Below are 22,175 nucleotides of genomic sequence, written 5' to 3' on the forward strand. Positions count from 1 at the left end.
AATAAAATAGATTAAGGAATAAAGGGTGAGTTGCCGCGATCGCTCCTTGCCCTCTTGCGAGTGGAAGGCCGGGATGGGGTGTTGGTTTTATCTGCGGAGTCGTCAGCAATACCCCGATCCAACCTCCCCCTTCGCAGGGGAGGAGCTAAAGGCAAACCCCACCAGCGTTTAGCTCAACACATACCCCTTCGCCATATGCACTGCCCTGTCGCACATGTGATCAATCACATCCGCGTCATGGCTCACCAGCAGCATAGTCAGGTCACCACCCGCTTTCAGGTCGTTGAGCAGATTGAGGATTTCTGCCTGCACTGACATATCCAGCGCAGAAGTCGGCTCATCGAGCAACAACAGCTTTGGCTTGAGCAGCAGCGCGCGGACGATCGCCACGCGCTGACGCTGCCCGCCGGAAAGCTGGTGCGGATAACGGTTCATCAGCGCCGGATCAAGCCCGACCTGCCGGAAACCTTCGGCAATTTTCTGTTCAATATCCTGCTCTTTGATGATTTTCAGCGGCTCCGCCAGGGTGCGCAGCAGCTTGTGTTTCGGGTGCAGTGACGCATACGGATCCTGAAACACCATCTGCACGTCACGGCGCAGGCTACCGGTGAACGGTTTGCCGGGGTTAACATCATGACCGAGCAACTTCAGGCCGCCTTCCCACTGCCCGTTAAGACCGGCCAGCACCCATAGAAGCGATGATTTCCCGCAGCCCGACGGCCCGACCAACCCGAAGCATTCGCCCTTGTTAATGGTCAGATTGACGTTATGTACCACGGTGCGGACTTCATGCCCCATGCGGTGCGACACACTGAGCTGATGCAGTTGCGCGATAGCTTCACTCATGGCGAGGCTCCTTTTTCAGTGAAGCCAGAAGCTCACGATCCAGCACCGGCAGGCGTTCGCCATGGGTGAATTTACTCGGGCGGCAAGACCACAGGGTATGCGTATACGGATGTGTGGCGTGCGCCAGTTGATCTGCCGGAAGTTCATCGAGCAGTTCGCCTTTATACATCACCAGCACGCGCTCGCAGTAATGTGCCACCTGCTGCAAATCGTGGCTGATCAGAATCAGCCCCATATTGCGCTGTTCTACCAGACGTTCGATTAAACCCAGCACCTGTTCGCGCATGTCGAAATCCAGCGCCGACGTGGGTTCATCGGCAATCAGCCATTGCGGATCGTTGATCAATGCAATCGCCAGCATCACGCGCTGCCCCATCCCACCGGACAACTGATGCGGATATTGCTGTTGCAAAAACGCCGGATTTGGCAGACCGACGGCGTTAAGCATGTCTGTCACTTTTTCCTGACGCTCTTTGCGCCCGAGGCGCGTGTGCAGGCGCAGTGGTTCTTCCACCTGCTTGCCGATTTTCTGCGTTGGATTCAGCGCGTGTTTCGGATCCTGCATCACCATGGAGACACGGTTACCGCGCAGACGGCTCCACTCGCGCTCTTTCAGGGTCGTCAGATCATTATCGCCTAGCGTCAGTTGCGTCGCGCGCATCTGGCAAGGGTGTGGCAGAAGTCCCATCAGGGCGCGGGCGGTCAGCGATTTACCTGAACCAGATTCCCCCACCAGTGCCACGCGTTCTTGTCCCACATTGAGTGACAGCGACTTCACCAGCTCCAGCGGGCGGTCGCCCGGCAGATAGATGGTCAGGTCTTTGGCAATCAGCCGGTCAGTTTGCAGCGTTTTTTGATGGTTCTGCTGTTGATGGAGAGATTGCGCATCAGTTGCCATGTCGTGGATCCATTTTGTCACGCAGGCCATCGCCCAGCAGGTTGAAAGCCAGGCTGGCGAACAGAATCGCTCCGCCTGGTGCGGCGGCGACCCACCACTGATCGAAAATCACTTTACTGCCCTCGGCAACCATCGAGCCCCATTCGGCGGTCGGTGGCTGAATGCCCATGCCGAGGAAGCCCAGACCGGCAGACGCCAGAATGATGCCACCGAGGCTGAGCGCCGCACGGACTACAGCGCTTGGCAGACACAGCGGCAGAATGTGGCCGAACATCAGGCGAAAACCGCCGATGCCCTGCATCCGCGCCGCCGCCAGATAGTCACTGCGACGCAGCGCCAGTGTTTCCGCCCGTGCCTGACGCGCAAACGGCGGCCAGCTGGTGAAAGCCAGCGCCAGTGCGCCGTTCATCAGGCCGGGACCGAGGATGGCAACTAACGCCAGCGCCATCACCAGACTCGGCAATGACATCACGATATCCGTCAGACGCATCACAATACGTTCATACCAGCCGCCAATATATCCCGCGCTGATGCCGATCAGCATACCGACCGGAATGGTCAGGATCAGAATCAGCGACACCAGCAGCAGCGTCGGGCGCGCACCATAGACCACACGGGAAAACAGATCGCGGCCAAAGCCGTCAGTCCCCAGCCAGTGCGCCTGTGAAGGCGGCAGCAGGCGCATTTCGATGTGCTGAATGTTTGGGTCAAACGGCGCCAGCCAGGGTGCCAGCAGCGCGGTCAGTACCAAAATCGCCACCAGCACCGTGCCGATGGTCAGTGCGGTAATACGTCGCGCAGGCTTCCAGACGCGGGTCTCAGTTTCGGCCTCAACCTGCGTGGTTTGTTCAGGGATCATTTGGGTCATAGTCAGGCCACTAGCGGGTTCGCGGATCGAGCAAATAAGTAAGGGCGTCAGCCAGCGCGTTCAGCAGCACAAAACAGGTGCCGATCAGCAGCGTAGCGCCAAGAATTGCCGGGGTATCCGCGGCGAACAGAGCGGTGGTCAGATAGCGTCCGACGCCTGGCCAGGCAAAGACCGTTTCGGTGAGTACGGCGCCTTCAAGCAGGCTGGCGTAGGAAAGCGTCAGCACGGTGATCAGTGTGCCAAGCACGTTCGGGAAGACGTGGCACAGCAACACGCGCACCCTGCCCGCGCCTTTTGAGCGGGCCAGAATCACGTACTCTTTATTCATTTCGCCGAGCATTGAGGCGCGCAGCAGGCGCGTAATCCCCGCCATCGACAGCATCGCCAGCACCGTGACCGGCAGCCACAGGTGGCTGATGGCGTTGTAGAACATCTCGCGATCGCCCGACAGCCAGGTATCGATCAGCACAAAACCGGTGCGCGGCGTCATGGTGTACATGTACAAATCGTCAAGACGTCCTGGCCCGCCCGCCCAGTGCAGCACGGCGTAAAACAGCAACAGGCCGAGCAGGCTCAGCCAGAAGATCGGCACAGAATAACCAAGCAGGGAAACCAGCCGCGCGATGTTATCCAGCCAGCTGCCCGGCTTCCACACTGCCAGCAACGCCAGCAGGATGCCCATGCTGCCGCCGAGCAAAATCGCACAGGTCGCCAGTTCCACCGTTGCCGGGAAAGTACGCATTAAATCGCTGGCCACCGGTTGCGCGGTGATACGGGAAATCCCCATATCGCCGTGCGCAAGGTGACCCAGATAACGGGCGAACTGCACCGGCACTGACTTGTCGAGACCTAAATCGCGGCGCACCTGCGCGTACGTGGCTTCGCTGGCGTGATCGCCCGCAACCTGCAACGTCGGATCGATCGGTGCCAGATGAGAAAGCGTAAAGGTAAACGCCAGCAGGCCGAGCAACGTCAGCGCCAGCGAAATCACGCCGGTCAGCAGACGGCCTGACCAGCGCCAACCCTGCCGGACGAATCCGGCGGGTGTTGAACTGTCTGTCATTACTTGGTGACCTTGCTGTAGAAGACCATGTCAGGGTTGATGCCCTGCACGTACCCTTTGACGTTGTCACGCACGGCGATCAGGCTCTTGGCCTGCAGACCGATGACGAACGGTGAATTCTTCTGCACTTCCAGCTGCAACTGACGGTAATCCGCCACGCGTTTGGCCTGGTCCGGTTCAGCAATCGCCGCCAGCGTCAGTTTGTTCAGAGCAGGAATCGACCAGTTGGCACGCCACGCCAGCGTTTTACTGCCGTCTTCCGGGTTGAACGCAAACGCAGAGGCGTTAGTGTTCGGATCAAAGTAATCCGGTCCCCATGAGGACATATACGCATCGTAGTCGTGTGATTTGATTTTGGTAGAGATTTGCTGGCTGAGGCCCGGATCCAATTTCACGGTCACGCCGCCCTGCGCGAAGCTGGCCTGCAAGGCCTGGGCAATGTCCAGATACGGCGGCTGATTAGAGGTTGAAAGCGTGAAGCTGACGTTAGTCAGACCGGCCTTCGCCAGAATCGCTTTGGCTTTGGCCGGGTCATAGGTGTAAGGCGTGTCATTGAGCGCGCCGAGGTAACCTTCAGGCAGGAATGACTGATGCACCTGGAACTGATTTTTCATCAGATCGTGCGCAATGTGGTTGTAATCGAACAGGTAGCGCGCGGCTTCCCAAAAGGCCGGATTGCCCAGCGCAGGAGAAGCTTTGGCGTTGAACTGCATGAAATACAGTGACGCATAAGGGATAGCCAGCGGTTTCACACCTTTCTTGCCCTCGAGCGCGGCCATCTGGTCAGAACCGAGGTTACGCGCCATATCGGCATCACCTTGCTCGATCAGCAGACGGCGGGCAGCCGGATCCGGCACGTTTTTAATCAGAATCGTTTTCAGCTTCGGCGCGCCTTCCGGCGACGTCGGGTTAGCAGCCAGAATCACCACTTCATGCGGAATGTAGTTGCGGATCTGGTAGGGGCCGGAACCGGCTGAATGGTTGCTCAGCCACTGGTGACCGAGGTCATCACCGGCGGCATTGGCTTTCACCAGTTTGCTGTCGACGATAGAAGAGACCGGTGCAGACAGCAGGCTCAGCACGAAGGACGGGCTGACATCTGCGGTCCAGCTGATTTTAACGTGCTGGTCATCGATTTTGGTCAGGAATGTATCGACGTTTTTGTCGTTCCAGCCCAGCTGCGTCAGGATAAATGAGGGTTCGAGATTCAGCTTCACCACGCGCGACAGCGAGAAGATCACGTCATCGGCAGTCAGCGGATTGCCGCTGGCAAAGGTCGCTTTGGGTGACAGCGTGAACGTCAGGCTACGGTTGTCTTTCGCCGCTTCCCATGAGGTCGCCAGCGTGGGTTTCAGGTCGATCGGATTATTGGCGTCAGACTGCACCAGACGCTGATAAAGATTATTGAAAGCCTGAACCGTCGTCAGCTCAAAACCCTGCGCCGGGTCGAAGCTGGAGGTATCATCAATAGACTGTGCGATGACCAGCGTATCCGGCGGTGTGGCAGCCTGAACAGAGAAAGTAGCCGCAATAGCCGTAAACAGGACGGACGGTAATAAAGCTTTCATCAAAACAGACTCTCCAAAGTAGCGAAATTGCTAAAATTTTATTGAGTGTAAAGTTTCTTCAACCTACCAGAAAGTCTGATAAATACTATCGTTATGCGAATTTTGCATAACGTTATCTGATTGGTTATTAAAGCGGCGGAATGCGGGCTGGCGGGGTATTGTTACTGTACAAATTGCAAGAAATACCCCCTTTCGCCGGGGGAGATCGGGAGGGTATGACAGACGACTTCTGAGTTGCCATTTATACCCCATACCCACCCTCCCCTTTTGCAGGGGAGGGTGTTAAATCAAAAGTCGTAGGTCGCGGAAAGCTTGAACTCACGCGGGTCGCCCTGCGTCAGATAACCGCCGGTTGCTGATGCCCAATATTTCTCGTTGGTGACGTTTTCCAGATTGGCGCGCCAGGTCAGCGTGCTCTGGCCGACTGGCATCGCGTAGCGCATACCGAGATCCAGACGCGTCCAGCCATCGACTTTCATCTTATTGGCCTCGTCTGCGTACTGCGAACCGGAACGGATAACTTTACCCGTTGCCGTGACACCGCTGCCGCCAGGAATATCCCATTCGCCGCCGACTACCCACTGATAACGCGGAACGCCTACGGCGTCGTTGCCGTCGTAGGTGCCGCTCTGGGTTTTCGTCATCTCAGGATCCATCCACGTCACGCTGCTGTTGACACGAACGCCCAGCACCGGCTCACCGAACACATTCAGCTCAACGCCGCGGTTACGCACTTCGCCGTAGTTGCCATAGGTGTAACCGTCGCCGGTAGCGCGGTACATGCCAATCGGTTTTTTGATTTCGTACAACGCCAGCGATCCGGCCACGCGGCCAAAATCGGCTTTCACGCCCACTTCGTTTTGCTTCGAGGTTTCGATGCCGGAGACCTGCCCGCCATTTGACACAATGGCGCCGTTGTAGGTCGTCCCGGAGGTTTCACCGGCCTGCAACGCTTCGATGTGATTGGCGTAGAAGGAATAATGTTCCCACGGCTTCACCACCAGACCGAACGCCGGGGTAACTTTCATTTCGTCGAACGAGGTATTTTCTGAACCGTCATAGTTATAGTTTTTCACTTCGACATTCTGACGGCGCAGACCGGCGATAAATTGCAGACGGTCGTCGAGCACGGACAGGGTGTCAGACAGCGATACCCCATAAGAACGGGTGCGGTTGCGCACCAGCGGATCGCTCATGTCGCCGCCGCTGTAGAGATTGGTCAGCGGCTCGCTGTAATCCACCGGATTGTAAATATTGGTTTTGATCGACGCCGCGGTCATGGTGTACGCGGTTTTGTATTTACGATACAGCGAGGACATGCCGAGGTTCACGTTGTGGCTGACAACACCGGTGTCGAATTTGCCGCGAACGCCAGCCTGCGAGGAGAAGCTGTCGGCAAAATATGGCACTGTCATGCGGCTCATCGTGGCATTGCCGTCGTTATCCTGTAACGTCGGCGAACTGTATTTGCCGAATTCATGCGTGTGGTTAGCACCGGCGGCGGCGTAAACGGTCCAGTTATCGGCCACGTCATACTCGCCCTTCAGCATGCCGAATTCGTTTTCCATATCGGTCGAGGCGTACTGCTGACCGTAGTTGCCAGTCGCCGACGGCGCATCAGGGATTTGGGTGGCTTTACCCAGATACACCACCGGGCGGCCACCGTGCACGCTGGTTTTGCTCATGCCAAAATCCAGGGATGAACGAAAGCGATCGCCGCGATAATCCAGCCCGACAGAGCCGAGCGTCAGGCGACGTTTTTCATCATCAATCGCACTTTCCCCTTCGCGATGAACGGCATTGACGCGCACGCCCCACTGATTGTTATCGCCAAAGCGACGGCCAACGTCCACGGCACCCCCGACCTGTGAAGCCGACGTGTAATCCACCGACACGCGGTTAATCGCCGTATCAGTTGCGCGTTTCGGTTCGATATTTACGTTACCGCCAACGCCGGTTCCGCCCGGCGGTACGCCATTGAGGAAAGCGCTGGAACCTTTAAGCAGCTCCACGCGATCGGCAAATTCCGTTGGTAACAGCTGACGCGGCAGCACGCCGTATAATCCGCCGTAAGAGATGTCATCGCCAGACAGCTCGAAGCCACGAATGACAAATGTTTCTGAATAGTTGCCGTAGCCGTAACCGGTTTGCACGGCGGCATCGTTGTTCAGCACATCGCCCAGCGTGCGGGTTTGCTGATCCTGCATCAATTTATCGGTGAAGCTGACCACGTTGAACGGAACATTCATCGCGTCCTGCTCGCCCAGGATCCCTAAACGTCCGCCGTTAGCGATTTGTCCGTCGAGATAGGCGGGTACGGTGTCATTGCCACCGGAGGTGAAAGTTTGCGGGGCTGCGCTGACGGTAATAGTATCGCCGTCTTTTGCATTGGTTGGCGCAGCCGTAGTCGCACAGAGCGCAGGCAAGGCCAGCATCCCCAATGCCGCAGAAATCACTGCCGGCAGCAATTTGCGTTTGAAAACAGGCGTGCGTGGTGAAACAGAAGAGTGAAAAATTTCACTTTCAGTGTGCATTTTTAGTTCCCTGAAAAAGTTCAAATGGTAATAGTAATAATTATCAAAACGATTTGAATTATGCTGATCGCACGCGCAATTGCAACCGGCCTTTCAGGATTAAATGCAAGGTAAACAGGATGTTAATAAGGGTATTTGAAAGTAGCTTCGGATTTTTCGTCTGGGGATAGAAGCTAATTGGCTGAATTTAGGGGGTTAAATAACGCAGCCAGGGTAAATGGCTGCGCGGAAGACCCTCACAGCCTAAAAGAATCGGGTCAGTTTTTTAGCTCAGACCGGGAACATCGAAACCAGGAGAAACAGAAAGCAGCATCCGCACCTGCTTGACCAGTTCGCTCATGCAGTCATCGCGCATCCCGTAACTTTCCAGCTCTTTTTCGAGGGCAAACAGATACTGCGCGTTGGTGCCGAGGGGCCCGCTGGCCTGTGCGATCAACGGCGCGATAATCTGGTAATCGGTGTCGGCTTCGTATTGTGGATGCGAAGGATCCATAATGAACACCAGCGCGGTGACCTTACGCCCGTCGTCGAGATCCAGCTCGCACCACGTCGGGCGATAGCAGCCGGTCAGCATTTCGCGCTTCCACAGCAGTTCCAGCTCTTCGTGCAACTTATCTTCCGGCAGACGGAAAGCCAGACCGGTAGTTTGCCCGCCGTCGCGCAGCGCCAGCATTCGACCTGGCTGTGCATGCGTGCCGCGTCCTGAGGTCAGACGTAAACAGAAAGCACGATGGTAACCACGCAGAGTCGCAGGCCGTGCCTCTTCTGAGTCAAAGACCGGGTTCCACATCAGCGAACCGTAACCAAAAATCCACACGGGACTGTTGTCAGGGCGTCGCGCCAGCGTGCAATCGAGTGAGGCGGCGCGTTGTTCGGAGGTTAATAACATCGATTCGTCGATGCTGCCGAATGCTGTTTTACAATCTGCGTTTCGCAGAAAATCTCGAGTTAACATTCATTCCCTCCTTTAATACGACGTACTTTTGAACATGCCATGCTGTTGACGCTGTGTTCTCCGTTATCGCGATGAGTGATTAGGCGTGCGGTGCAAAGCGTTGGGGATGGTCTAGGAAATTTCGTATACCCCTGCACTTAGAAACCTTATTCGTTTCTCTCGTTGCAATCAAGGTTGAGAGCGATCACAAAACGAAAATAAAGTGATTATTTTATGAACATTGCATGAATGTTGAGTTTTTAGGAAGGTGATTGAGAAAAATGGGGAAAAACGGTGTGTCATTCGGGTTAACGACAGATCAATTTTCGTAAGATACCCCTGACTCCTTTACATGATGTTACGGGTGAACAGTAAGTCTGGCTGCTACCCTCAAAGGATCAGGTCAGAATCGCCCCGCTCTCACGCTCAATCGAAACAATACAACGCATTTCGCCCTGATAGTTACGTGGGTATGAGGTTGATTTACATAAATTGACGCACAAGCTCCATAAGAAAAATAGTGACTAATAATTAATTGAAATATAATGACTTTTATTTTTAACAATCAAAGTTAACTTCGATTTAATACCGTAATTAATTACATTGATTACTGATAAATGGTCAGCACAGCATGTTTTAATCCTTAAGCATGATTAAATTCTGTTAATAGATTAATTTATCTACTATACTTAACAGGTTACACCATTACGCACCTGTGCGTTTTTACTGATAACCGACGGACAGGCGGTTATTGTTTTTCGCGGATCTGCTATGCGGGTTCGTGCATGCTTATAAGGAGAAAAATCATCATGGTGTCGTCTCAGGAACATCCAAAAATCAAAACTCGCCATCAGGAGTATTCCCTGATTTTTCCCATTGCCGCACTGATAGTCCTCGTCATGTGGGGTAACAGCAGTAATTTCGCTTCCGTCGTCGGCATCAATTTAATCGCACTGGTCGGTATTCTCGCCAGTGCCTTTAGCGTCGTCCGACATGCGGACGTGCTGGCACACCGTTTAGGCGAACCTTACGGGTCGCTTATCCTCAGCCTTTCAGTGGTCATTCTCGAAGTCAGTCTGATTTCGGCCCTGATGGCGACGGGCGATGCCGCACCCGCGCTGATGCGTGACACCCTATTCTCGATCATTATGATCGTCACCGCCGGTCTGGTAGGCGTTGCCCTGCTGCTCGGTGGTCGTAAATTTGCGACACAGTATGTAAATCTTGGTGGTATCAAACAGTACCTGATGGCGATTTTTCCGCTGGCGGTCATCGTCCTGGTCCTGCCGGCGGCGCTGCCCGGCGGTAACTTTACCACTACGCAGGCGCTGTTTGTGGCCGTGATTTCAGCTGCAATGTACGGCGTCTTCCTGCTGATCCAGACCAAGACGCACCAGAGCCTGTTCATCTACGAGCATGAAGACGAAGACGAAGAAAGCGGCCACGGAAAGCCCTCTTCGAAAAGTAATCTGACGCATACCCTGTGGCTTATCGTGCATCTGGTGCTGGTTATTGCGGTCACCAAGTTCAACGCCAACCCACTGGAAAGCCTGCTGACCGAGCTGAATGCGCCCGCACAGTTCACCGGTTTCCTGGTGGCACTGCTGATTTTGTCTCCTGAAGGTTTGGGTGCGCTGAAAGCCGTACTGAAGAATCAGGTACAGCGCGCCATGAATTTATTCTTCGGTTCGGTGCTGGCGACGATTTCACTGACCGTTCCGGCCGTGACCGTGATTGCAACCCTGACCGGGCAGAACCTGATATTCGGTCTTGATCCGGCTAACATTGTGGTGATGCTGTCCGTGCTGATCCTGTGCCAGATTTCGTTCTCGACAGGCCGTACCAATGTCCTGAACGGTACTGCCCATCTGGCCTTATTCTGTGCGTATATGATGATTATTATGCTTTAAATACAGCGCATCACATTTATAAAAGCCATAACAAGAAAGGCCGCTCATCACGAGCGGCCTTTTTATTGCAATCAGTTTGAGTTAATTACGAGTAAGCATTCAGCGTTTTCTGACACAGCTCAGAGCGCACGCAGTCCTGTTTATCAAACTTAATGATGCCGACCATCTCGTCTTCTTCGAAGCGGGATAATGCATCGCTGAGACCCGATACTACCCCACGTGGTAAATCGCACTGGGTAATATCACCGTTAACAATGACCGTCACATTTTCACCGAGACGGGTCAGGAACATTTTCATCTGACTGGCGGTGACATTCTGGGCTTCATCCAGAATAACCACGGCATTTTCGAAAGTACGTCCACGCATGTAGGCGAATGGCGCAATTTCAACTTTCCCAATTTCCGGCCGTAAACAATATTGCAGGAATGAAGAACCCAGGCGACGTAATAGAATGTCGTAGACCGGGCGGAAATAAGGCGCAAACTTCTCAGAAATATCGCCTGGCAGGAAACCGAGATCTTCATCGGCCTGCAATACCGGACGTGTCACAATAATCCTGTCGATTTCTTTGTGAATTAATGCCTCTGCCGCTTTCGCAGCGCTGATAAATGTTTTACCACAGCCCGCTTCACCGGTGGCAAAAATTAACTGCTTATTCTCTATGGCTGATAAGTAATGACCTTGAGCTTCGGTACGTGCTTCGATAACAGAGTGGTCGCGGGTATCCCGTGCCATTCCAATCGATTCTAAACCGCCCATCTGTACTAATGAAGTCACAGATTCTTCCTCGCGCTGGCGGTGACTGCGTGAGTCGCTACGAATGACTCGTTTTGCTTCACGGCGAGCTTTGATCACTGCTTTCTGTCTTCCCATAGTGGCACCTTACAGTTTGATTCACTTAACGCTAAGGCGGTTGCCCGCACGGTTATGTTTCACGCACAAATGAGGTTTTGGTCTCCTTTTAGACCAATTGAAGCCAATGAATAACGTGAAGAGGAAAATCGCCCCGGAGGATTATTCAATAATCGGCCGGATGTTTTCTTTTCACGTGGAGGCATTGTCACTCTTTCCGATATTAACGTCGAAAATGACAAACCGCTGACCCGCACAATAAAATTACCAGAATTGAAACCAGTGCATTTCGCCGAAGTGTTTAAGAGCCTCCCGGATTTAGGAGAAGAAGAGTCAGTTAAAGAACAGGGTTGTTGTGTGGATGGGGACATCTTTAAAAAAAGATAAGAATAAACTGAAAATGAGGTGGTAAATAATAAAGTGTCGGGAGCTTTGCCCTCGTTGGCATTTATGCAACAACAACGAGTAAATGTGTGAAGCTTGTTATTTTCGTTCACCAGCCCAAACAAGGACTTTACCATTCGCACTCCCCGCAGTATGAGTTCTTCTATTAATAACGGCACTTGCCGTTCACCTTGAAAAACTACCTGTCTATGATTTCAGTATAATGACAGCTGAAATAATTGCGTTACCAAAATGTAAAAAAATTTGTAGTCGCAGTCAACCGGATCTTTTGAAGATCCTCCTTCAGGTAAGAAGGAGGATGACTTATTACGCCTCAATCAACGCTTGCCCCAGATAATGACTTTGATCTTTCACCCCCGGCAGCGTGAAGAAGAAACCCCCACCGACCGGGCGGATGTACTCTTCCAGCGGCTCGCCGTTCAGGCGTTTTTGCACGGTCAGAAAACCCTTTTCGAGATCATGCTGGAAGCAGACAAACAGCAGCCCCATTTCCAGCTGACCGGAATTGGTGACGCCCAGCGAATAGCTGTAGCCGCGACGCAGCATCAGGTTGTCGTCGGTTTCTTTGGTGCGCGGATTCGCTAAGCGGATATGCGCATCCAGCGGGATCACCTTGCCTTCCGGGTCTTTGGTGTAATCCGGCACGTCGTGCTCTTTTTCCATACCGAGCGGCGCGCCGGTGGCTTTGTGACGGCCAAAGATCGTCTGCTGCTCCTGCAACGGCGTGCGGTCCCAAAATTCGACGTGGAACGGAATAATGCGCGTGGCCTGATAGCTGCCGCCGACCGTCCACGCGGGTTCGCCCTGATCGGCGGTCACCCATATGGCTTTATCCATCAGCTGTTTGTCTTTGCTGTCAGGGTTCGCCGTACCGTCTTTGAAGCCCAGCAGGTTGATCGGCGTTTCTTTGCCCTGACTGCGCGCAGCGTGAGATGAAATGAAGCCGTCGCGACGCCAGCGCACGCTGAGCAAATCCGGGGTGTACTTGATAATGTCGCGCAGTGCGTGAACCACGGTATCGCTGTTATTGGCACAAATCTGCAACAGCAGATCGCCGTGGCAAAGCTTGGCATCAAGGGAATCGTTGGGGAAACGTGCCATACGCTGCAACTTCAGCGGTTTGTGCGGCGCGAGACCGAAACGTTCATCAAACAGGGAATAACCGGCGGAGAGCGTCATAGTCAGGTTGTCAGGATAAATCTCTGCGCCCATGACGCCGGAATCCATCGGCGGGAATTTCGGATCCACAGAAGGCGCTGTGCCACCGGTGGTCAGGAAGGCGAAACGGGTATCAAGCAGACGGAACAGACGTTCCAGATCGGCTTTGGTTGTGGCCAGCACGTCAAAAGCCACCAGCATCATCGCGGCCTGTTGCGGCGTCAGAATACCAGCCTGATGTTCGCCGTAATAAGGCTGTTTGCCCCAGCGCTCATCGGGGGAAACGGTTCCGGGGGTGTATTCTTTTTTTGCACCAGGTGTTTTCTCGGCCTGCGCACCGTCTGCGCCGCCCAGGGCAAATGCCCCGCCTAACAATCCCACGCCTTTTAACAAACGGCGGCGGGAAGAAGAAACGTTATCTTGATTATTATTTTTGTAACTCATTGCTATGCCTCAGGAATTTAAACGCACCCTCCCCTGCGAAGGGGAGGGTTGGGGTGGGGTATTAAGGTCAAAACAAAAAGTTAAAGCGTGCTTTGACAAACGGTTAGCCTTTAAAACCCCCTCCCGGCCTCCCCCTTCGCAGGGGGAGGAGATTAATCCAGACCTAATACGCCACGCAGTTTGGCTAAATCTTCTGCCAGTGTCGTGATCGGCCCTTTCATTGCATTGCGGTCAGCATCGGACAGTTTTTCATAGTTCTCATAACCGTCTTTGGTTTTGTATTTGTCGAGCAACGTATCGACGGTTTTGAAGTTCGCGTCAATTTTATCCAGCAGTGGCTTGTCAGCTTTTTCCAACAGCGGACGCAAAAGGTTAACGATTTTCTGTGCGCCGTCGAGATTGGCACGGAAATCCCACAGATCAGTGCGGCTGTAACGGTCTTCTTCACCGCTGATTTTGCTTGAGGCCACTTCCTCGATAAGCCCGGCAGCACCGCCGACCACTTTGCTTGGCGGGAAGGTCAGATCGGTGATGCGTTTTTGCAGATCCACGGTGTCGGCATACAGTTTGTCAGCAAACTGCTCGGTGCCTTTAGTGGTTTTGTCGGCGAAGAGGATTTTCTCCAGACGATGGAAACCGGTGAAGTTCGGGTCTTCGGCTTTCTTCTCAAAATCGTCTTCACGGGCGTCGATGCTGCCGTCCAGATCGGAGAACAGTTCAGCGATCGGCTCAATGCGCTCGTAGTAAACGCGGGTTGATGCGTACAGGGATTGCGCTTTTTTCAGGTCGCCCTTTTTGATCGCATCAGTAAAGGCTTTGGTATGGGAAACCAGTTCGCCAACCTGTTGCGTCACATACACTTTGTATTCGGCAATCGGGCCGACCAGCGCCATTGCATCAGGCTTGGTTGCCGTCACTGCGCCTTCTGCGGTCACGGTCAGTTTCCCTTTTGGATTGCTCAGCAAGCCGCAAGTCATGTCGTATTCGCCCGGTTCCAGATTGGCGGTCATTTTCTGGGTAAAGCCCGGTGCGATGTTTTCGCGCTCTTCAACCACCATCACGCCTTTCAGAATTTCCCACTCCAGCCCTTTCTGGCTGGCGTTGTGCACCACAAACTGCGTTTTACCGGCCGGCACGGTCAGCGCCATCGGGTCACATTGTTTATCGTTGACGGTAATTTTAACCTGACGAACATCAGCAGCCAGCACGTTGGCGCTCAGCGCAAACGCTGGCAGGGACAACAGTGCAATCTGTAAAGCTTTACGGCGAAACAGCGGGGATGAATATGACATGTACAACTCCATGACAAACTGTGTGAAGAGAAAATTAACGTAAAATCAGCGTTGTGGTTTTTGCCCGGCCGAAGCCGGCGCGGCCACGGGCGATTTGCCCTGTGGCATAAAGAACAGGAACAGCGCTGGGATCAGATACAGGAAATAGACCGAGACTTCGCTGACGGTCGGGGCTTCCTGATAACCGAACATGCCTTCGAGCAGAGTTCCGAATAATGAGTGCGTGGAGAGCGTGCCGCTCAGATCAAAAGCGATATCCTGCATACGGTTCCACAGACCCGCTTCGTGGAAGGCGCGGATAGCCCCCGCTGCCAGACCGGCGGCGACGAACAGAATAAACAGACTGGTCCACTTGAAGAACTTCGCCAGATGCAGCTTCACGCCACCGTAATAGATGAGGAAACCGAGCACGATTGCCGCGCCTAAGCCCAGCAACGCACCGATCGGTGCTGCGATCCCCACATCCTGCTGGAACGCAGCCAGCAGAAAGAATACCGATTCCAGCCCTTCGCGCGCCACGGCAAAGAACACCATCGCGACCAGCGCCCAGCCCTGCCCGCGGCTTGAATTCAGCGCGTTATCAATCGCACCTTCCAGATGTACTTTGATCGAACGCGACACTTTGCGCATCCAGAACACCATGTAAGTCAGAATACAGACCGCAATCACGGCCACGATACCCTCGAACAGCTCCTGCTGCTTCTGCGGAAATTCGCCGGTGGTTTCATTGATAAAAATACCCAGCGCCAGGCACAAGGCTGCCGCGACGATAACGCCAATCCAGACCACGCCAAGCCACTGCCCGCGCTGCGTACGTTTCAGATAACTGGCGATCAGGCTGACGATCAGCGCGGCTTCCAGCCCTTCGCGGAACATGATAAGAAACGGAACGAACATAGCGGAACTCCCGTAAAGCAATGAGCCTACAGATTGTGCAAACACTCTGTAAAGAAAAGTAAAATCGAAACGATAGTGATTATCATTCTTGGCCAAAGAATTACAAGAGGCGGCACGCTGTTTTTTGAGCGCTAAAGGGGAAATGAGCACGAAAAAATATTGCCGGTTGTTTCAGAGGAAAAAATACGCAGGAAAGGAATTGCAAACGGAGCCCTGAGGCTCCGTTAAAACTAGCTTAATTTCAATGAGTCACAATGAGATCAGACAGTGTTGTACTCGGCTTCAGCCGTATTGAAGCGTTCTTCTACAGCTTTCGACGGTTTGCTGCCCATCAGGCTGACAATCCAGATAGCTGCGCAGGCGAAGATAAAGCCAGGGATAATTTCATACAGTTCGGCCCAGCCGTACTGTTTCCACAAAATCACCGTCGCCGCACCAACGATCATCCCGGCCAACGCGCCGTTGCGGGTCATGCGTTTCCACATCACCGAGATCAGGATAACCGGACCAAACGCCGCACCAAAGCCTGCCCACGCATAGCTCACTAAGCCTAGCACGCGGTTTTCAGGGTTCGCAGCCAGCGCAATCGCCACCAGCGCCACAACCAGTACCATCAGGCGACCGATCCACACCAGCTCGCGCTGACTCGCACCTTTACGCAGAAACGCTTTGTACAGGTCTTCGGTGATCGCACTGGAACACACCAGCAGCTGGCAACTCAGGGTACTCATCACCGCCGCCAGAATAGCCGACAGCAGGATACCGGCGATCCACGGGTTAAAGAGGATTTTCGCCAGCTCGATAAACACGCGCTCGCCGTTCTGGGTCACGTTACCCGCTTCGCCCGGATTATTGCTGAAGTAGGCAATACCAAAGAAGCCCACCGCGATGGTGCCCGCCAGACACAGAATCATCCACGTCATACTGATGCGGCGTGCGCTGCGAATGGTGCGATGGGAATCCGCCGCCATAAAGCGCGCCAGAATGTGCGGCTGGCCGAAATAGCCCAGCCCCCAGCCCAGCAATGACAAGATCGCCACCAGATTCATGTTCTTGAACATGTCGGTGTATTCCGGGTTTTTGGCGTTGATCACCATCATCGAAGTATCAATACCGCCGACCGCGAGGATGACGATCACCGGGGTGAGGATCAGCGCGAAAATCATCAGGCTGGCCTGCACGGTATCGGTCCAGCTTACCGCCAGAAAACCGCCGATAAAGGTATAAACGATGGTTGCCGCCGCACCCGCCCACAGGGCAGTCTGGTAAGTCATGCCGAAGGTGCTTTCAAACAGTCGCGCACCGGCCACGATGCCGGAAGCACAATAGATGGTGAAGAACACCAGAATCACCAGCGCCGAGATAATCCGCAGCAGTTTGCTGGAATCTTCAAAACGATGGGTGAAGTAATCCGGCAGGGTCAGCGCATTGTTGTTGGCTTCGGTGTGAACGCGCAGGCGCCCCGCCACCAGCTTCCAGTTCAGATAAGCGCCTATGGTCAGGCCGATGGCGATCCAGCTTTCTGAAATACCGGAAATAAAAATCGCCCCCGGTAACCCCATCAGCAGCCAGCCACTCATGTCTGAGGCTCCGGCGGAAAGTGCGGTCACTAGGCTGCCTAAACTGCGGCCGCCCAGAATGTAATCATCAAAGTTTTTGGTCCGTAAATACGCGATGAGGCCGATCAAAATCATCCCGAAAATATAAACACAAAACGTCACCAGCATCGGTGTGTTCATTGTCATGTCCGTCTCCACTTCTTGTTATTTGTCGTACTTATTAGCGATGCATGTTTATGCAGGCCGGCACCTGTCTGTCCTGACGTCCCTCTGGTAAGAGGCGTTCAAAATCATGCCGGGGCGAGATGATGGCTGAAACCCGCGAAGGATGCAGCATGACTCTCCATATTTTTTCTTTATACAGGCAGTTAATACGGCTTTTATTCAAATTTCTTGTCGGGCGGATACTGGTTTAGCGAAAGGTCGATTTCAAGAGATTTAACAATCCAGATACACAAAATTCACGCCGCATCACACTTATCTTGTCGAAGGGTTGCACGTTGCAAACCCAAAGGTTGTACCCGATACCCTTCAGCGAATCCGGCGCAACATCCGTTACCACAGTGAAAAAACGGTTATTCATATGTTAAAAATGCCAGCCAAATCACATCAGGCACACTTCCTGCATTAACAGGGTTGCACAAGGTTGCAACATAGAAGATATTGCTTGCCACAAACATAATGAAATCACCTGAACTTTTTTTATATGGAGTGTTTGCGCATGGGTATGACGACGATGGGCGTGAAACTGGACGAAGGCACACGCGACCGGCTGAAAGTGGCGGCACAACAGATTGACCGCACCCCGCACTGGCTGATTAAGCAGGCGATATTTTCCTATCTGGAACGTCTGGAAAATGGCGACGCCCTGCCGGAAATTCCGGCGCTGAACGGCGCTGTGACTGAAAGCGCTGAAGAGGCCGCTGCGCCGCTGTTGCAGGAATCACATCAGCCATTCCTGGATTTCGCCGAGCAAATTCAGCCGCAGTCCGTCAGCCGTTCCGCCATCACCGCCGCCTATCGCCGCCCGGAGCCGGAGGCGGTTTCGATGCTGCTTGAACAGGCACGTTTACCCGCGCCGTTAAATGACGCTGCGCAGAAACTCGCCGCCGACATCGCCACCAAACTGCGTAACCAGAAGAGTGCAAATGGCCGCGCCGGAATGGTGCAAAGCCTGTTGCAAGAGTTCTCCCTTTCCTCGCAGGAAGGCGTGGCGCTGATGTGTCTGGCCGAAGCACTGCTGCGTATTCCCGACAAGCCAACGCGCGATGCGTTGATCCGCGACAAAATCAGCAACGGTAACTGGCATTCGCATCTTGGCCGCAGCCCGTCGCTGTTCGTCAACGCCGCGACCTGGGGTTTGTTGTTCACCGGCAAACTGGTGGCAACGCACAACGAAGCCAGCCTGTCGAAATCGCTGAGCCGCATTATCGGCAAAGGCGGTGAACCGCTGATCCGCAAAGGCGTGGACATGGCGATGCGCCTGATGGGCGAGCAGTTTGTCACCGGCGAAACCATTGCCGAAGCGCTGGCTAATGCCCGCAAGCACGAAGAGAAAGGGTTCCGCTATTCCTACGACATGCTGGGTGAAGCGGCACTGACCGAGAAAGATGCGCAGGCCTATTTGCAGTCGTATCAGCAAGCGATCAACGCCATCGGTAAAGCCTCGAACGGTCGCGGCATCTATGAAGGGCCGGGGATTTCCATCAAGCTTTCCGCCCTGCACCCGCGTTACAGTCGTGCGCAGTACGAGCGTGTGATGGAAGAACTTTATCCGCGCCTGCTGTCGCTGACCTTGCTGGCACGCAGCTATGACATCGGCATTAATATTGATGCCGAAGAAGCCGATCGTCTGGAAATCTCCCTCGATTTGCTGGAAAAACTCTGCTTTGAGCCAGAACTGGCGGGCTGGAACGGCATCGGTTTTGTCATTCAGGCGTATCAGAAACGCTGCCCGATGGTGATCGATTACCTGACCAATCTGGCGCAGCGCAGCCGTCGTCGTTTGATGATCCGTCTGGTGAAAGGCGCGTACTGGGACAGCGAAATCAAACGCGCGCAGGTCGAAGGTCTGGAAGATTATCCGGTCTACACCCGCAAGGTTTACACCGACGTTTCCTATCTGGCCTGCGCCCGCAAACTGCTGGCGGTGCCGAACCTGATTTATCCGCAGTTCGCCACCCACAATGCCCATACCGTGGCGGCGATTTATCAGCTGGCGGGCAACAACTATTATCCGGGACAGTATGAGTTCCAGTGCCTGCATGGCATGGGTGAACCGCTGTACGAGCAGGTAGTCGGAAAAATTGCCGAAGGCAAACTGAACCGCCCTTGCCGCATTTACGCCCCGGTGGGGACGCACGAAACCCTGCTGGCGTATCTGGTGCGACGTCTGCTGGAAAATGGCGCGAACACCTCTTTCGTCAACCGCATCGCCGACGCCACACTGCCAATTGCAGAGCTGGTCGCCGATCCGGTACTGGCGGTTGAAGCGCTGGCCGCCAGCGAAGGACAGGTCGGCTTGCCACATCCGCGCATCGCCCTGCCACGCAATCTGTACGGCAGCAAACGCGTGAACTCCGCCGGTCTGGATATGTCCAGCGAGCATCGTCTGGCCTCCCTGTCCAGCGCTCTGTTGCAAAGCGCCAGCCATCCGATCACCGCGCAACCGATGATTGATGCGCCGACGGATGACGGCGAATTCCTGCCGGTCATCAACCCGTCTGAAAATTCCGATATCGTCGGCCACGTGCGCGAAGCGACAGAAGCGGAAATCAGCCGCGCGCTGGACGCCTCCGCCGCTGCCGGCGCCATCTGGTTTGCGACGCCTCCCGAAGAGCGCGCAGCAATCTTGCAACGCGCAGCAGAATTGATGGAAGCGCAGTTGCAAAGTCTGCTTGGCGTGCTGGTGCGCGAAGCCGGAAAAACCTTTAATAACGCCATCGCCGAAGTGCGCGAAGCGGTCGATTTCCTGCACTACTACGCCGGGCAGATCCGCGAAGATTTCACCAACGACACGCATCGTCCGCTCGGACCGGTGGTGTGCATCAGCCCGTGGAACTTCCCGCTGGCAATCTTCACCGGTCAGATTGCTGCTGCACTGGCGGCGGGTAACAGCGTGCTGGCGAAACCTGCCGAACAGACGCCGCTTATCGCCGCGCTGGCCGTCGGTATTTTGCATGAAGCCGGTGTTCCGGCGGGGGTTCTGCAACTTCTGCCGGGCAAAGGCGAAACCGTCGGCTCGCAGCTGGTGAATGACGAACGCGTTCGCGGCGTGCTGTTCACCGGTTCCACCGACGTGGCGGGTATTTTGCAACGTAACATCGCAGGCAGACTCGATCCGCAGGGGCGTCCGACGCCGCTTATCGCTGAAACCGGCGGTCTGAACGCGATGATCGTCGATTCTTCCGCCCTGACCGAACAGGTAGTGATGGACGTGGTAGCTTCGGCGTTCGACAGCGCCGGTCAGCGTTGTTCCGCCCTGCGCGTGCTGTGCATTCAGGATGACGTCGCCGACCATACCTTGCAGATGCTGCGCGGCGCCATGGCCGAATGCCGGATGGGCAACCCGGAACGTCTGTCTACGGACATCGGGCCGGTCATTGACAGCGAAGCCAAAGAAGGCATCGAGAAACACATCGACGCCATGCGCGCCAAGGGCCGCACGGTATATCAGGCAGCACAAACTTTCGCAGCTGACCAGAGCGAATGTGTACGCGGGACGTTCGTTAAACCGACGCTGATTGAACTCGACAGCTTCGACGAAATGAAGAAAGAGATTTTTGGCCCGGTGCTGCACGTGGTGCGTTATGCCCGTCAGGATCTGGATAAGCTGATCGGTCAGATTAATGCCGCAGGCTACGGTCTGACGCTGGGGATTCACACCCGTATCGACGAAACGATTCACCGCGTCACGCAGCAGGCGCACGTTGGCAACATGTACGTGAACCGCAACATGGTCGGCGCGGTGGTCGGCGTTCAGCCGTTCGGCGGCGAAGGTCTGTCCGGCACGGGCCCGAAAGCCGGTGGTCCGCTGTACTTATATCGTCTGCTGAGCAGCCGTCCGCAATTTGCCGTACAGCAGACGCTGCTGCGTCAGGATCGCGAACTTCCGCTCGATGCCTCCGTGCGTGAAGCACTGCTCGCACCGCACCGCGCCCTGCAACAATGGGCCACCGGACAGAAGCAAAGTGCGGCCTTGATTGGGGTCTGCGAACGTTTCGCAGAAAGCAGCCAGGGTGGCACCCTGCGCACCCTGCCGGGGCCAACCGGCGAGCGAAACACCTACGCGCTCCTGCCGCGCGAACGCGTACTGGCATTAGCCGACAATCAGGACGATGCGCTGACTCAGCTCGCCGCCGTCACGGCGACCGGTTGCCGCATTCTGTGGCCGGAAGCACCGTTGCAGCGCGAGTTGTTCAATCAGTTGCCGAAAGCTGTACAGGCTCGCGTGGACTTCGCCAAAGACTGGCAGAACGATGCGCCGGTCTTCGATGCGGTGATTTATCACGGTGATGCCGATCAGGTACGTGAACTCTGCCAGCTGATCGCCAACCGTCCAGGCCCGATTGTCTCCGTACAAGGGTTCGCCCGCGGCGAAGACAATATCTTGCTCGAACGCCTGCTTCACGAGCGCTCTTTGAGCGTGAATACCGCGGCGGCGGGAGGAAATGCGAGTTTGATGACCATCGGGTAAGTTTCTTAAGGGCGGAGGCTGTCGCAATGGCGGCTTTTGTATCTGATCTTGGAAGTTTCGGTTTCTCGATTGCATTAGGTTGGGTTTAAGACGGATTGAGTAAGTTTCGGTTTCTCAATTGCAGCGATCTCTTAACTCACTGTGCCGAAGCCGCCCAAAGGAGGGAAGTACTTTCCCTCCTTTGGATTCCTCCCCGCTTTTTAAAACATGCGCTTCGCGGTGCCCTCTCTCGGTCCTGAAGCCTTAGGTC

The 22,175-nt window shown here is 54.7% G+C and carries 14 protein-coding genes; 2 read left to right on the forward strand and 12 right to left on the reverse strand.

What is annotated here, in order from left to right:
• Positions 1 to 168: 168 nt before the first annotated feature.
• From AC0Z7K_RS03685 to AC0Z7K_RS03715, 7 genes are all read right to left on the reverse strand, one after another.
• A complete protein-coding gene (locus AC0Z7K_RS03685; protein WP_413528983.1) occupies positions 169 to 846 on the reverse strand; it encodes an ABC transporter ATP-binding protein in 678 nt (225 codons plus the stop codon).
• Positions 839 to 1,744, reverse strand: a complete 906-nt coding sequence (locus AC0Z7K_RS03690) for an ABC transporter ATP-binding protein (protein WP_485612911.1) — start codon at positions 1,742 to 1,744, stop codon at positions 839 to 841. The genes AC0Z7K_RS03685 and AC0Z7K_RS03690 overlap by 8 nt, the downstream gene beginning before the upstream one ends.
• On the reverse strand, positions 1,734 to 2,612 hold the full coding sequence (locus AC0Z7K_RS03695) for an ABC transporter permease (RefSeq protein ID WP_413528985.1): 879 nt from the start codon (positions 2,610 to 2,612) through the stop codon (positions 1,734 to 1,736). The genes AC0Z7K_RS03690 and AC0Z7K_RS03695 overlap by 11 nt, the downstream gene beginning before the upstream one ends.
• A gap of 10 nt (positions 2,613 to 2,622) precedes the next feature.
• Positions 2,623 to 3,675: an ABC transporter permease gene (locus tag AC0Z7K_RS03700; protein WP_485612913.1), complete on the reverse strand. Its 1,053-nt coding sequence runs from the start codon at positions 3,673 to 3,675 to the stop codon at positions 2,623 to 2,625.
• The gene (locus tag AC0Z7K_RS03705; RefSeq protein ID WP_413528986.1) at positions 3,675 to 5,243 is read right to left on the reverse strand and encodes an ABC transporter substrate-binding protein; all 1,569 of its coding nucleotides are present in this window, start codon (positions 5,241 to 5,243) and stop codon (positions 3,675 to 3,677) included. The genes AC0Z7K_RS03700 and AC0Z7K_RS03705 overlap by 1 nt, the downstream gene beginning before the upstream one ends.
• Before the next feature lie 287 nt (positions 5,244 to 5,530).
• Positions 5,531 to 7,777, reverse strand: a complete 2,247-nt coding sequence (locus AC0Z7K_RS03710; RefSeq protein ID WP_485612915.1) for a TonB-dependent receptor — start codon at positions 7,775 to 7,777, stop codon at positions 5,531 to 5,533.
• Between the two features lie 265 nt (positions 7,778 to 8,042).
• Positions 8,043 to 8,732, reverse strand: coding sequence for a gamma-glutamylcyclotransferase (locus AC0Z7K_RS03715; RefSeq protein WP_413528988.1), 690 nt, complete (start codon positions 8,730 to 8,732; stop codon positions 8,043 to 8,045).
• A 788-nt stretch (positions 8,733 to 9,520) separates the two neighbouring features.
• On the opposite strand from AC0Z7K_RS03715, the gene chaA reads away from it, so the two are divergent.
• The gene (chaA, locus tag AC0Z7K_RS03720; RefSeq protein WP_413528989.1) at positions 9,521 to 10,621 is read left to right on the forward strand and encodes a sodium-potassium/proton antiporter ChaA; all 1,101 of its coding nucleotides are present in this window, start codon (positions 9,521 to 9,523) and stop codon (positions 10,619 to 10,621) included.
• An 85-nt stretch (positions 10,622 to 10,706) separates the two neighbouring features.
• Here chaA and phoH read toward each other — a convergent pair whose 3' ends face one another.
• The 5 genes from phoH to putP all read right to left on the reverse strand — a co-directional run bounded on the left by phoH (position 10,707) and on the right by putP (position 17,415).
• On the reverse strand, positions 10,707 to 11,495 hold the full coding sequence (gene phoH / locus AC0Z7K_RS03725; protein WP_112168917.1) for a phosphate starvation-inducible protein PhoH: 789 nt from the start codon (positions 11,493 to 11,495) through the stop codon (positions 10,707 to 10,709).
• 690 nt (positions 11,496 to 12,185) lie between these two features.
• Positions 12,186 to 13,481 carry an iron uptake transporter deferrochelatase/peroxidase subunit gene (efeB, locus tag AC0Z7K_RS03730; protein ID WP_485612918.1) on the reverse strand — a complete coding sequence of 432 codons (1,296 nt, stop codon included), beginning with the start codon at positions 13,479 to 13,481 and terminating at the stop codon, positions 12,186 to 12,188.
• 152 nt (positions 13,482 to 13,633) lie between these two features.
• The gene (efeO, locus tag AC0Z7K_RS03735) at positions 13,634 to 14,773 is read right to left on the reverse strand and encodes an iron uptake system protein EfeO (RefSeq protein ID WP_485612920.1); all 1,140 of its coding nucleotides are present in this window, start codon (positions 14,771 to 14,773) and stop codon (positions 13,634 to 13,636) included.
• 45 nt (positions 14,774 to 14,818) lie between these two features.
• Positions 14,819 to 15,670 (reverse strand): iron uptake transporter permease EfeU, encoded by an 852-nt coding sequence (gene efeU, locus AC0Z7K_RS03740; RefSeq protein ID WP_413528994.1) that lies wholly within the window; start codon positions 15,668 to 15,670, stop codon positions 14,819 to 14,821.
• 260 nt (positions 15,671 to 15,930) lie between these two features.
• Positions 15,931 to 17,415: a sodium/proline symporter PutP gene (putP, locus tag AC0Z7K_RS03745; RefSeq protein WP_485612923.1), complete on the reverse strand. Its 1,485-nt coding sequence runs from the start codon at positions 17,413 to 17,415 to the stop codon at positions 15,931 to 15,933.
• Positions 17,416 to 17,950: 535 nt separating this feature from the next.
• Between putP and putA the strand changes: the two genes are divergently transcribed.
• Positions 17,951 to 21,925, forward strand: a complete 3,975-nt coding sequence (gene putA / locus AC0Z7K_RS03750) for a trifunctional transcriptional regulator/proline dehydrogenase/L-glutamate gamma-semialdehyde dehydrogenase (protein ID WP_485612925.1) — start codon at positions 17,951 to 17,953, stop codon at positions 21,923 to 21,925.
• Positions 21,926 to 22,175 lie beyond the last annotated feature (250 nt).

The organism is Rahnella sp. 1L-D-7-B-C2, assembly GCF_057290995.1.